Annotated in this window: 12 protein-coding genes, 5 tRNA genes and 2 rRNA genes (1 of these 19 running past the window's edge); 10 read left to right on the top strand and 9 right to left on the bottom strand. The window is 26.8% G+C overall.

Going from position 1 to position 13,210, the window contains the following annotated elements:
• The 4 genes from G9C01_RS01810 to G9C01_RS01795 form a co-directional block, all read right to left on the bottom strand.
• A 23S ribosomal RNA gene (locus tag G9C01_RS01810) occupies positions 1-224 on the bottom strand; it reaches 2,662 nt to the left of the window's first position.
• Between the two features lie 51 nt (positions 225-275).
• Positions 276-349, bottom strand: a tRNA-Ala gene (locus G9C01_RS01805).
• Positions 350-351: 2 nt separating this feature from the next.
• Positions 352-425, bottom strand: a tRNA-Ile gene (locus tag G9C01_RS01800).
• A gap of 84 nt (positions 426-509) precedes the next feature.
• A 16S ribosomal RNA gene (locus G9C01_RS01795) occupies positions 510-2,044 on the bottom strand.
• The 16S and 23S rRNA genes sit together here with 2 tRNA genes alongside, the layout of an rRNA operon.
• A gap of 222 nt (positions 2,045-2,266) precedes the next feature.
• Between G9C01_RS01795 and queA the strand changes: the two genes are divergently transcribed.
• Genes queA through topA form a run of 3 tightly spaced genes read left to right on the top strand, consistent with a single transcriptional unit; the run spans position 2,267 to position 6,410 of the window.
• Positions 2,267-3,310, top strand: a complete 1,044-nt coding sequence (queA, locus tag G9C01_RS01790) for a tRNA preQ1(34) S-adenosylmethionine ribosyltransferase-isomerase QueA (protein ID WP_166265676.1) — start codon at positions 2,267-2,269, stop codon at positions 3,308-3,310.
• 4 nt (positions 3,311-3,314) lie between these two features.
• Positions 3,315-4,292: a polyprenyl synthetase family protein gene (locus G9C01_RS01785; protein ID WP_166265673.1), complete on the top strand. Its 978-nt coding sequence runs from the start codon at positions 3,315-3,317 to the stop codon at positions 4,290-4,292.
• Positions 4,293-4,304: 12 nt separating this feature from the next.
• Positions 4,305-6,410, top strand: a complete 2,106-nt coding sequence (gene topA / locus G9C01_RS01780; RefSeq protein ID WP_166265671.1) for a type I DNA topoisomerase — start codon at positions 4,305-4,307, stop codon at positions 6,408-6,410.
• Between the two features lie 15 nt (positions 6,411-6,425).
• Here topA and G9C01_RS01775 read toward each other — a convergent pair whose 3' ends face one another.
• Complete coding sequence (locus G9C01_RS01775; RefSeq protein WP_242673923.1) at positions 6,426-6,863, bottom strand: hypothetical protein; 438 nt, start codon at positions 6,861-6,863, stop codon at positions 6,426-6,428.
• A gap of 178 nt (positions 6,864-7,041) precedes the next feature.
• On the opposite strand from G9C01_RS01775, the gene rsmI reads away from it, so the two are divergent.
• Positions 7,042-7,713, top strand: coding sequence for a 16S rRNA (cytidine(1402)-2'-O)-methyltransferase (gene rsmI / locus G9C01_RS01770; protein WP_166265668.1), 672 nt, complete (start codon positions 7,042-7,044; stop codon positions 7,711-7,713).
• Here the strand turns inward: rsmI and G9C01_RS01765 are convergent, their stop codons facing one another.
• Entirely contained in the window at positions 7,714-8,703 is a 990-nt protein-coding gene (locus G9C01_RS01765; RefSeq protein WP_166265665.1) for an aspartate-semialdehyde dehydrogenase, read from the bottom strand. It lies immediately after the preceding gene.
• 64 nt (positions 8,704-8,767) lie between these two features.
• Here G9C01_RS01765 and gmk point away from each other — a divergent pair, with 64 nt between their 5' ends.
• Entirely contained in the window at positions 8,768-9,343 is a 576-nt protein-coding gene (gene gmk / locus G9C01_RS01760) for a guanylate kinase (RefSeq protein WP_166265662.1), read from the top strand.
• A 6-nt stretch (positions 9,344-9,349) separates the two neighbouring features.
• Here gmk and G9C01_RS01755 read toward each other — a convergent pair.
• The 3 genes from G9C01_RS01755 to G9C01_RS01745 all read right to left on the bottom strand — a co-directional run bounded on the left by G9C01_RS01755 (position 9,350) and on the right by G9C01_RS01745 (position 9,933).
• Positions 9,350-9,424: transfer RNA gene (locus G9C01_RS01755), tRNA-Pro, on the bottom strand.
• Positions 9,425-9,429: 5 nt separating this feature from the next.
• Positions 9,430-9,503, bottom strand: a tRNA-Asn gene (locus G9C01_RS01750).
• Positions 9,481-9,933, bottom strand: a complete 453-nt coding sequence (locus G9C01_RS01745; protein WP_166265659.1) for an RpiB/LacA/LacB family sugar-phosphate isomerase — start codon at positions 9,931-9,933, stop codon at positions 9,481-9,483. The genes G9C01_RS01750 and G9C01_RS01745 overlap by 23 nt, the downstream gene beginning before the upstream one ends.
• A 105-nt stretch (positions 9,934-10,038) precedes the next feature.
• Between G9C01_RS01745 and G9C01_RS01740 the strand changes: the two genes are divergently transcribed.
• The 5 genes from G9C01_RS01740 to G9C01_RS01720 all read left to right on the top strand — a co-directional run bounded on the left by G9C01_RS01740 (position 10,039) and on the right by G9C01_RS01720 (position 13,199).
• Positions 10,039-11,250, top strand: coding sequence for a phosphoglycerate kinase (locus G9C01_RS01740; protein ID WP_166265656.1), 1,212 nt, complete (start codon positions 10,039-10,041; stop codon positions 11,248-11,250).
• A gap of 53 nt (positions 11,251-11,303) precedes the next feature.
• A complete protein-coding gene (locus G9C01_RS01735; protein WP_166265653.1) occupies positions 11,304-11,918 on the top strand; it encodes a superoxide dismutase in 615 nt (204 codons plus the stop codon).
• A gap of 10 nt (positions 11,919-11,928) precedes the next feature.
• Complete coding sequence (folB, locus tag G9C01_RS01730) at positions 11,929-12,291, top strand: dihydroneopterin aldolase (protein ID WP_166265650.1); 363 nt, start codon at positions 11,929-11,931, stop codon at positions 12,289-12,291.
• A 1-nt stretch (position 12,292) separates the two neighbouring features.
• A tRNA-Cys gene (locus G9C01_RS01725) sits at positions 12,293-12,363 on the top strand.
• Between the two features lie 83 nt (positions 12,364-12,446).
• Positions 12,447-13,199, top strand: a complete 753-nt coding sequence (locus G9C01_RS01720; RefSeq protein ID WP_166265647.1) for a uroporphyrinogen-III synthase — start codon at positions 12,447-12,449, stop codon at positions 13,197-13,199.
• Positions 13,200-13,210: the final 11 nt, after the last annotated feature.

Here is a 13,210-nt window from a genome sequence, read left to right as displayed (position 1 = left end):
CAGAATCACTATTGTTTTCTCTTCCTCTAGATACTTAGATGTTTCAGTTCTCTAGGTTCGCTTTACTTAAAAAGTAATATCATAATTAATATGATAGGTTTCCCCATTCGGAAATCTGCGGATTAATTTGTATGTGCCAATCCCCGCAGCTTATCGCAGCTTATCACGTCCTTCTTCGCCTCTCAGAGCCAAGGCATCCACCATACGCCCTTAATTAGCTTTTTTATTTTTTCGTTATTGTATATTATGTATGTCAAAGAACTTTTTTAAAAAAATGGAGAATATCGGAGTCGAACCGATGACCTCCTGCGTGCAAAGCAAGCGCTCTAGCCAGCTGAGCTAATTCCCCAATAGTCTCGCGCGGAATTGAACCGCGGGCCTCTACATTATCAGTGTAGCGCTCTAACCATCTGAGCTACGAGACTGATTTGATTAAGAATCAATCTCCTTATGTTTAAAAAGTTTCCAGCCTAATTCCTATTTAAATTTTAATAAGTTAAAAACTCTAAAAAAGAGATGTTCCAGCCGCACCTTCCGGTACGGCTACCTTGTTACGACTTAGCCCCAGTTATCGATTTTACCTTAAGCAGCTCCTTTTATGGTCACCGATTTCAGGTACCCCCGACTTCCATGGCTTGACGGGCGGTGTGTACAAGGCCCGGGAACGTATTCACCGCATCATGGCTGATATGCGATTACTAGCGATTCCAACTTCATAGAGTCGAGTTGCAGACTCCAATCCGAACTGAGATCGGCTTTTAGAGATTAGCTTCTGATTGCCCAGTAGCGACCCTTTGTACCGACCATTGTAGCACGTGTGTGGCCCAAGGTATAAGAGCCGTGATGATTTGACGTCATCCCCACCTTCCTCTCGACTTACGTCGGCAGTCTTGCTAGAGTCCCCGACATAACTCGCTGGCAACTAACAATGAGGGTTGCGCTCGTTAAGGGACTTAACCCAACACCTCACGGCACGAGCTGACGACAACCATGCAGCATCTTGTACTCCGTCCGAAGACTAAACTATTTCTAACTTATTCGTAGTACATTTAAACCTTGGTAAGGTTCCTCGCGTATCATCGAATTAAACCACATGCTCCACCGCTTGTGCGGGCCCCCGTCAATTCCTTTGAGTTTCAGCCTTGCGACCGTACTCCCCAGGTGGATCACTTATTACTTTCGCTTAGTCACTGAAAAAAATCCAACAACTAGTGATCATCGTTTACGGCGTGGACTACCAGGGTATCTAATCCTGTTTGCTCCCCACGCTTTCGTGCCTCAGCGTCAGTATAGACTTAGTAACCTGCTTTCGCGATTGGTGTTCTGTGTGATATCTATGCATTTCACCGCTACACCACACATTCCAGCTACTCCAATCTCACTCAAGTTTATCAGTATCAATAGCCATTTTAACAGTTAAGCTGCAATATTTCACTACTGACTTAACAAACCGCCTACGCACCCTTTAAACCCAATAAATCCGGATAACGCTTGTGTCCCCCGTATTACCGCGGCTGCTGGCACGGAGTTTGCCGACACTTATTCGTATAGTACATTCACAATTTTTATCACGTAAAAATTTTTATTCCTAAACAAAAGCAGTTTACAACCCGTAAGGCATTCTTCCTGCACGCGGCGTGGCTGGTTCAGAGTTTCCTCCATTGACCAATATTCCTCACTGCTGCCTCCCGTAGGAGTCTGGTCCGTATCTCAGTACCAGTGTGGGGGATCACCCTCTCAGGCCCCCTACCGATCATTGCCTTGGTAAGCCTTTACCTTACCAACTAACTAATCGGACGCACGTCCATCTTTTGCCGTATTTCTACTTTAACAATAAAATCATGCGATTTTATCATACTATAGAACATTAATCCAAGTTTCCTCAGGCTATTTTCTAGCAAAAGGTAGGTTACGTACGTGTTACGCACCCGTACGCCGGTCGCCATCAAAATCTACTTGCATAGATTTCATGTTGCCCCTCGACTTGCATGTGTTAGGCCCGCCGCTAGCGTTCATCCTGAGCCAGGATCAAACTCTCCGTTGTAAAAAAAATTAATATCAAATACGTAAAACCTTATTAAAATTTCTAAAGTATTAGGCCTAGAAACTTTTATATGCAAAAAAAAAGAACAATAAATTTGAGTATACAAGTATACATTTTTTTTTCAAAAAAATGTTTGTTAAATATATATATATTTTTTCATTAGAAAAAAAATAATCTAATTTTAATAAATAATGAAATATTTAAATTTCATAATTTATGAATATGAGAACTTCAGATTTTTATTTTACATCTCCTTTAAATCTTCTCGCTAAATTTCCTACACAAGAAAGAGATGAATCAAAATTAATGGTTATTCACAGAAAAAACCAAAAAATAGAACATAGATATTTTAAAAATTTATATGAATATTTTAATGAAGGAGATACCATAATTTTTAATAATACCAAAGTATTTCCTGCAAGACTATTTGGAAATAAAGAAAAAACAGATGCAAAAATAGAAGTTTTTTTACTTAGAGAATTAGATTTAAAAGATAGAACATGGGATGTATTAGTTGATCCTGCAAGAAAAGTAAGAGTAGGAAATAAATTAAATTTTGGATTTGGATTAACAGGAGAAGTTATAGACAATACTACTTCTAGAGGAAGAATTTTACAACTTAATTTTAACGGAACACATAAAGAGCTTATAAAAAAAATAAAAGAATTAGGAAAAACTCCTTTACCAAAATATATTAATAGAAAACCTGAAAAAAACGATAAAGAACGTTATCAAACTATATATGCTAAAAAAGAAGGATCTGTAGCTGCACCTACAGCGGGACTACATTTCTCAAAACATTTATTAAAAAAACTAGAAATAAAGGGAATTAATTTGGTAGAAATAACTTTACACTTAGGATTAGGAAGTTTTTTACCAGTAGAAGTAGAAGACATATCAAAACATAAAATGGATTCTGAAAAATGTTCTATAAATGAAAATGCATGTAAAATAATAAATTATTCTATTAGAAAAAAAAAAAGAATTTGTGCAGTTGGAACTTCTTCTATGAGAGCTATTGAAAGTTCTGTTTCTTCTAACAAAAATTTAAATCCATTTTGTGGATGGACTAATAAATTTATTTTTCCTCCTTATAATTTTAACATAGCTAATTCTATGATTACAAACTTTCATATGCCAAAATCTACATTACTTATGATGACAGCAGCATTTGCCGGTTTTGATCTAATTATGAAAGCATATCAAATAGCAATAAAAGAAGAATATAGATTTTATTCTTATGGAGATGCTATGTTAATATTATAATATTATGAAAATTATTTTAGAAAAAATAAAAACTTCCATAAAAAAAGAAATTATGGAATTTGAAAAACAATTTGCTAATATTATAAAAAGTAACATTTCTTTTATAGACAAGATTACTCATTATATCATTCATAGAAAAGGAAAATTAATTCGCCCTATATTTGTTTTTTTAATTGCTAAAATGTTAGGAAATATACAAAAAAAAACATATCATACGGCTTGTTTAGTTGAATTAATACATACAGCTACACTTGTACATGATGATGTTATAGATAACAGTTCTCTTCGTCGTGGTTCATTTTCTATTAATGCTATATGGAAAAATAAAATAGCTGTTTTAATTGGAGATTATTTACTTTCCAAAAGTCTTTTAATTGCAACAAATAATAATTATTATGATTTACTCAAAATAATATGTGAAACCATAAAAGATATGAGTGAAGGAGAATTATTACAAATGGAAAAATCTAAAAAATTAAACATTACTGAAAAAATTTATAATCAAATTATTTATCATAAAACAGCAAGTTTAATTGCCGCTTCTTGTGAAGCGGGAGCACGTTCAGTTAATACTGATGAAGAAACAGCATTAAAAATGAGAAAATTTGGAATTTTTACGGGTACAGCATTTCAAATAAAAGATGATTTATTTGATTATGAAGAAAAAAATGAAAATTTAACGGGAAAACCTGTAGGAATAGATTTAAAAGAAAAAAAAATAACACTTCCACTTATTCATACTATTCAAAAAGCTTCTAAAAAAGATCAAAAATGCATATTAAATTGTATAAAAAATTATGATGAAAAAAAAAGACATAAAATAATTTTTTATGTAAAAAAATATGGAGGATTAGAATATGCTACTAAAAAAATGATTAAATTTCGAAACAATGCATTAAGAATTTTAGAATTCTATCCAGAAGGAACAATTAAAGAAACGTTAAAAATAATGGTAAACTTTATTATCGAAAGAAATCAATAAGTTTCAAATTAAATGAAAAAAAATTTAGTAATTGTAGAATCACCTACTAAAGCACATACAATACAAACATTTCTTGGAAAAGATTATTACGTAGTATCTAGTTATGGACATATTATAGATTTACCAGAAAAAGAAATAGGAATTCAAATACAAAAAAATTTTGAGCCTAATTATGTCATAATATCTAGAAAAAAAAAAATTATTCAAAACCTGAAAATATTAATAAAAAATCATGAAATTATTTGGTTAGCTTCTGATGAAGATAGAGAAGGAGAAGCTATCGCTTATCAAATTTATAAAACGTTTAATATACTAAAATATAAAAGAATTGTTTTTCATGAAATAACAAAAAAAGCTATCTTAAATGCTATAAAAAATCCAAGACTTATTGATTACAATTTAGTTTATGCCCAACAAGCAAGACGAATTATAGATCGCTTGGTAGGGTTTCAATTATCTCCTATTTTATGGAAAAAAATTAATACAGGTCTTTCTGCAGGAAGAGTTCAATCTGTTGCTGTAAGACTAATAGTAGAACAAGAAAATAAAATTCAAAATACCACTCCTACTGCAGTTTATCAAATAAATGGAACATTCACTAATCCCAAACAAAAAATAATCTTTAATGCTAAATTAGAAAAAAAAATAGAAGATAAAAAAAAAATAAAAAATATTTTAACATCATGTATAAATAGTACTTTTACAGTAAAAAAAATTCTTTTAAAAAAAGAAAAAAAAAAACCTCCACTTCCATTTACTACTTCTTCTCTGCAACAAGAAGCTTGTAATAAATTACAATATTCTATATCTAAAACAATGTTTTTAGCTCAAAAATTATACGAAAAAGGATTTATCACATACATTCGCACAGATAGTACAAATTTATCAGAAAGTATATTATCGGATATAAAAAATTTTATACTTTTTTCATACGGAAAAAAATATTTATCTATAAAAAATTTTTCAAAAAAAAAGAATAAATTTTCTCAAGAAGCTCATGAAGCAATTCATCCGACTATTATTAATTCTAATCAAACTTATTTAGATTCTTTAGATACGTTTCAAAAACGTCTTTATAAACTTATATGGGAACGAACAATTATGGGACAAATGAAAGATGCAATTTTTGAAAAAAAAGATGTTTATATTCAACCTTCTCAATTGAAATATTGTTTCATTCATACAAATAAAACTGTTTTATTTGATGGATTTACGAAAATATTAAATAAAAAAGAAAAAGAAAAATCAAATATTAATGTTTCGTCAATAAAAATAGGTTCTTTTTTGGAAAAAAAAGAAATTATAGCTAAACAAACTTTTAAAAATCATTTATATAGATATAATGAAGCTAGTTTAGTTAAAAAATTGGAAAAATTAGGAATAGGAAGACCTTCTACTTATGTTTCCGTAATTTCTACTATACAAAAAAGAAATTATATTGATTTATATAAAATTTCAAAAAAAATAGAAACACATGAAATTTTTATTCTAAAAGGAAACTTAATTACTAAAAAAAGTAATCAAAAAATTGATATAGAAAAAAATAAATTTTATCCTACAAAAATGGGAATTATAATTACTAATTTTTTAAAAAAGAATTTTCATGAAATAATAGATTACAATTTTACTGCAAATTTAGAAAATAATTTTGATAATATAGCTAAAGGAAAACAATCTTGGATTGAAATTATTAAAGATTTCTACAATAATTTTTACAAAAAATTACAATATGTTCAAAAAAATGTAGAAAAAATTCATAAAGAACGTTTTCTTGGAAAAGATCCAAAATCTGATAAAAAAATTTTTGCTAAAATAGCTAAATATGGTCCTGTTATTCAAATGGGAGAATTTGGAAAAAAAAATAGACCCAAATTTTTTCCTTTATTAGATAAACAAAATATAGAAACAATTTCTCTTTTAGAAGCTTTAAAAATTATAGAATTACCTAAATTAATAGGAATATTTGAAAAAAAAGAAATTTTATTAAAAATAAATAAATACAATATATATATTAAATATAACAATAAATCAATTCCAATTGATGAAAAAATATTCTTCAATAATTCACTAAATTTAGAACAAGCTATTAATATCATAATTAAAAATCAAAATAATTAATTAATATTTTAATTTTTAACTATCAAAATATCTTTGATTCAAATAAGTTGTTGGATAAGCTTGATCATGTCCTGTCCGTTTAATATGATCTAAATATTTAGGAATATAAGATAATGCCTTAATTTTATCAGACAAGGACATTCCATTCCATATATTTTCAGCCATTCTTTTTTTTCCTATTTTATATTTATAATCAGTCCAAAAACGATTAAAAGATAAATCTGCAGGAATTTCCTCTATCGAAAAAGCTGCTCGAGCACTTTTCATTTTATTTATAATAGATTCATTATAAGGTAAATATTTTCCTATCCACATATAATGAGATAAAGAGAGTTTTTCAGGAAAAATAATTTCTCTTAAAAAACCATTTAAATCATATTTAAATATAATATATACAGACGCTAAACTACTTTTAAATATATATTGTTTTCCTATCATTATTATTAATTTCATCGGCATTAATTAATTTTTAATGCATCACACTCAATTATAAAATAATTATTCAGGTTTTACGATGAAATTTCTAATTTTATTGTAATTTCTTGTTTTTTAAAAACTCTATAACAAAAGTTATGGTTTTTTATTTTTACAATAAAAACTTATTATATATTTTTTTCCATAATTTCTTTATATGTTATATATAGTGCCTACTCCTATAGGAAATTTAGAAGATTTTACTTTTAGAAGTTTACGAATATTAAAAGAAGTAGATTTGATTTTAGTAGAAAATTATAAAGTTTCCAAAAAATTATTGAATTTTTACAACATAAAAAATAATATAAACAAATATCATATTTACAACGAACATAAAATAATTCCTTCTATCATAAAAAAAATTAAAAAAGGAAAAAAATTAGCATTAATATCTAATGCAGGAACTCCAAGTATATCTGATCCAGGTTTTTTACTTATAAAATCTTGTATTAAAGCTTCCATTACCATAGAATGTTTACCTGGACCTACAGCTTTTGTTCCTGCATTAGTTTGTTCAGGAGCATCTACTAATGAATTTATTTTTATTGGTTTTTTACCTAAAAAAAAAAGAAAAATAAAGTTAGAAAATTTGTCTAAAGAAAATAGAACCATTATATTATATGAATCTCCTCACAGATTGTTGCAAACATTAAACGATATAAAAATTTTTTTCGGATCAAAAATCAATATTGTTCTTTGTAAAGAAATATCCAAATATTTTCAAAATATTTTAAGAGGAAATGTAGAAAATATGATCATGCATTATAAAAATGTAAAAAAAATATTAGGAGAATATACAATTGTTATAGAAACAAATTTTAAAAAGTGATTATACATATTTTTTTTCTATTAAATATTCCGCAATCTGAATGGCATTAGCAGCTGCACCTTTACGAAGATTGTCTGCTACTATCCAAATATTTATAGAATTCTGAAATGAGAAATCTTCTCGTATTCTACCCACAAAAACTTCATTTTTTTTATGAGCATATAATGGCATTGGATAAAGATTTCTTTCTGGATGATCTTGAACTATTATTCCTTTTGTTTTAGATAAAATATTATGTATATGATTTATATCAGGTTTTTTTTTAAATGTAATATTCACACTTTCTGAATGACCTCCTATTACAGGAACACGTACAGCAGTAGCTGTTATAGCTATATTATAATCATTCATTATTTTTTTTGTTTCATTTATTAATTTCATTTCTTCCATTGTATATCCATTATCTGTAAAATGATCACAATGAGGTAAAACATTTTGATAAATAGGATGTGGGTATATTTTAAATGAAAAATTTCCATTTTGTTCTTTGTATAACTGATCTAAAGCTTTTTTTCCGGTTCCTGTTATTGATTGATAAGTTGATACAATTACTCTATTAATTTCATATTTTGTATGTAAGGGAAATAAAACCATAACCAATTGTATTGTAGAACAATTGGGATTTGCAATAATTTTATCTTGTTTACATAAACAACAAGCATTGATTTCAGGAACAATTAATTTTTTACTAGAATCCATTCTCCATGCAGAAGAATTATCTATAATTATAGATCCTATATCTGAAAATTTTGGAGCCCATTTTTTTGATATATCAGATCCTGCTGAAAATAAAACAATATCAGGCTTATTTAATAATAAATTATGTATACTAATAACTTCATGTATTTTTTTTTTAAAAAAAAATTTTTTTCCAATAGATTCATTGGAAGCTGAAAGATATAATTTTCCTAATGGAAAATTTTTTTTTTCTAAAAGATCAATCATTACACGACCTACCATTCCTGTTGCTCCTACTATTCCTAATTTCATTTCATATAAATTTTTATAAAAACTTAATTTTCCATGATATCAAAAAACAAAGTTAGATAAAATAATGAAAAAAGGAAAAATGATTATTTTGTCAGGTCCTTCTGGATCTGGAAAAACTACAATTTCACATTATTTACTTTCAAAATTTCCGGAATTGAAATTTTCAATTTCATGTACTACACGATCTATTAGAAAAAATGAGGTACATGGAAAAGATTATTATTTTTTATCTACAAATTCTTTTATTTCTAAAATAAAAAAATATCAATTTGTAGAATGGGAAGAGGTTTATCCTAAATTATTTTATGGAACATTGAAAAACGAAATTTATAGAATTTGGAAATCAAATAAACATATTCTATTTGATATAGATGTAAAAGGAGGATTAAATTTAAAAAAGCAATATCCTAATAATTCCTTATCCATATTTATAATGGTGAATTCTATAAAAATTTTAAAAAAAAGATTAATGACAAGAAACCAAAAAAATTCAGATTATGCAAATTTAAATATTCGTTTAAATAAAGCTAAAGAAGAAAAAAACTATGCTAAATTATTTGATTTTATTTTATTAAATATTGATTTACATCAAACAAAAAAAAAAGCAATTCAAATAGTTTCAGACTTTATTTATGAATAAATAAAATCGGGGTGACTGGATTTGAACCAGTGACCACACGCCCCCCAGACGTGTACTCTAACCAATCTGAGCTACACCCCGCGTAACTCCTCAGGCTGGATTCGAACCAACGACACCCTGATTAACAGTCAGGTGCTCTAACCAACTGAGCTACTGAGGATTTTATGTATTTTTTTCACTCTTATTTCATGTCTTCCTCCTTCAAAGTTTGTTTTCAAAAATATTGTTACAATTTCTATAATTTTATTTTGATTTACAAAACGTGCCGGTAAACTAATAATATTAGCATTATTGTGTTTTCTAGCTAATATAGCTATTTCTTTATCCCAAACCAAAGCTGCACGAATTTTTTTATATTTATTAGCAGTCATAGCTGCACCATTTCCACTTCCACATATAATAATTCCAAAATCAGCTTTTCCTTCATTAACAAATTTTGCTGTAGGATGAATAAAATCTGGATAATCAACTGATTTACCATGTTCAGAATATCCAAAATCTTTGATTTTATATCCTTTTTGAATTAAAAAATTATTGATTGTGTATTTATAATGTATTCCTGTATGATCAGATCCTATTGCTATTATCATTTCATTTTAAAAAAAAAGAAATAATAATAAATATACATTAAAAATTTATATAACAAATATCATTATATTTTTAATATTACTAAACTTTAAATATTCTACTATATTATGATAGAAGAAATAAAAACTATTAATGATTTCAATTTTAAAGATCAAACAGCTTTAATTAGAGTTGATTTTAATGTTCCTATAAATAAATATTACGAAATAATGGATGATACACGTATTCGATATAGTATTCCTACCATTAAAAAAATTATTTATGAAAAAGGAAAAATTGTTCTCATTTCTCATTTAGGAAGACCAAAGGGAATTCCTTCTAAAATTTATTCTTTAAAATTTTTAATTCGTTATTTATCTGAACAATTAAAAACTACTGTAAATTTTTGTGAAAATTGTATAGGACAAAATGTTTTAAACAAAGTTTCTGAATTAAAAAATGGTGAAATTTTATTATTAGAAAATTTACGTTTTTACAAAGAAGAAGAAGAAGAAAATATGAATTTTGCTTACGAATTATCAAAATTAGGAGATATTTATGTAAATGATGCATTTGGAGCCGTACATCGTTTTCATACTTCTATTACTATTCTTCCAAAATTTTTTGGGGAAAAAAAATGTATTGGTTTTCTTATGAAAAAAGAGATTCAATATTTAAATCAATTTTTACATGGAAAAGGAAAAAGACCTATTACTGTTTTATTAGGAGGAGCAAAAATTTCTTCTAAAATAGAGATTATTGAAAATATTATCAATTTTTCGGATCATATTTTGATAGGAGGAGGAATGTCTTATCCTTTTATTAAAATAAAAGGAGGTAATGTAGGAAGTTCTTTAATTGAAAAAAATCGAAATATAGAAATGATTTTAAAAAAAATTTTCCAAAAATATCAAAATAAAATGAATATAATACATCTTCCAAAAGATGTTGTAATCGCTGACTCATTCAAAAATGAAGCTAATACTAAAATTGTATCCATTGATTCTATTCCAAATGGATGGATGGGATTAGATATAGGTCCTTCTTCCATAAAAAACTTTTGCAAAATCATAGAAAAATCTAAAACAATTTTATGGAATGGACCTGTAGGAGTTTTTGAATTTTCAAATTTTTCTTTAGGAACTAGATCTATAGCTAAATCTATAGCAAATATAACTGAAAAAGGAGCATTTTCTTTAGTAGGAGGAGGTGATTCTATTGCATCACTAAAAATGGAAAATTGCGAAAAAAAAATAAGTTATTTATCTACCGGAGGTGGTGCCATGTTGGAAAGCTTAAAAAATAAAACACTTCCTGGAATAAATGCAATCATACAATAAATAAATACCAAGGTTTTTAATTATATTTGTTTACCTAATATTAAAAAAAAATTATGTCATTTAAACTTCCAAAATTATCATATTCATATAATGATTTTGAACCTTATATAGATAAAAAAACTATGAATATTCATTATAATAAACATCATGCTACTTATACTAATAATTTAAATAAAGCTATTTTGGATACGAATATGGTGAATCTTTCTATAGAAAAAATTTTAAAAAGAGCTCATATTGAATCTGAAATAATACGTAATAATAGTGGAGGTTTTTACAATCACAATCTTTTTTGGGAAATATTAATTCCTCATATTAAATACACTCACCCAAATACAGATTTTATTGAAAGTATACAAAAAAACTTTAATTCTTTTGATTCTTTTAAAGAAAAATTTTCTAAAATAGCAGCTAATCATTTTGGTTCCGGATGGATTTGGTTGTGCGTAAAAAAAAATAAATTAACAATTTGTACCACTGCAAATCAAGATAATCCTCTTATGTATGGAAAAGGTTGTGAAGGAATTCCAATTTTAGGATTAGATGTTTGGGAACATGCTTATTATTTACAATACCAAAACCGTCGTTTAGATTATATTTCTTCTTTTTGGAATATTGTAAATTGGATAAAAGTGGAAGAAAATTATAGAAAAGCTATGATAAAATAATATTTTTTTCATGGGAAAAATTGTGCTAGAAAATATTAAATTATTTGGATTTCATGGATGTATGCCGGAAGAAAAATATGTAGGATCTTATTATACGATTTATTTAGAAATTGAAGTAGATTTTCATAATGTATTTATCAATGATGATTTATCCAAAACTATTAATTATGTAGATTTGTATAGTCTTGTAAAAGAAGAAATGAATATTAATTCCAAATTAATTGAACATTTAGCACAAAGAATAATTCAAAGAATTAAAAAAAAATTCAAAAAATCTCTAGTAAAACATGCAAAAATAAAAATTTGTAAAGAAAATCCTCCATTACAAGGAAATGTAGATAGAGTATGTGTTATTTTAGATGATTATTGTTAATGGCACTGTGGCCGAATGGAAAGGCAGAGGTCTGCAAAACCTTTTATAGCGGTTCGATTCCGCTCTGTGCCTTTTTAAGACTTTTTTTATATTAATTTTCTGTATACATTTGCGGTCTTAAAACCTAAAAAATTAATTCTATTGTATAAAAAAGAATGAAGATAAATAATATTCTGATTTCACAATCTCTTAATAATACTTATAATACTCCGTATATAAAACTTAGTCAAAATAAAAATATAAATATTGATTTTCGATCTTTTATAGAAATAATAGAAGCTTCATCCAGTGATGTTAGAAAACAAAAAATTAACTTTTCTGATTTTACTGTTGTTCTTTTTATTAGCAAAAAATCTGTAGATCATTATTTCAGATTAGCAGAATCAATGCGTTTTAAAGTTCCTATTTCTATGAAATATATTTGTCAAACAGAAACAATAGCTTATTATTTACAGAAATATATTTTATTCAGAAAAAGAAAAATTCATATTGGAAATAAATCATTTAAAGATATACTTCCTTATATTGAAAAACTTCATAAAGAAAAATTTCTTTTACCCTCTTCAGATATTTTAAAACCAGAAATTCCTGATATGTTGAACAAAAAAAATATTTTTTGGAAAAGAGTCATTTTATATAAAACAACCTCTAGTGACTTATCTGATTTAAAACATATCCCCTATGATATTCTAGTTTTTTTTAATCCGGCAGAAATCAAATCTTTATTTGATAATTTTCCAAATTTTAACCAAAAAAATATTAAAATTGCCACTTTTGGAAAAAATACTTTAGATGCAGCTTATAAAGCAGGATTAAAAATTGATATAAAAGTTCCAACACCTGAATTTCCTTCCATGGCTATGGCTCTAGAAAAATATATTAAAAAATTAAACACAATTAAATATTGAAATAATGAATA

The sequence above is a fragment of the Blattabacterium sp. DPU genome, assembly GCF_011290385.1.
GTDB lineage: Bacteria > Bacteroidota > Bacteroidia > Flavobacteriales > Blattabacteriaceae > Blattabacterium.
Note: the sequence above shows the minus strand (reverse complement) of the source record. Positions and strands in the feature narration are given on the sequence as shown.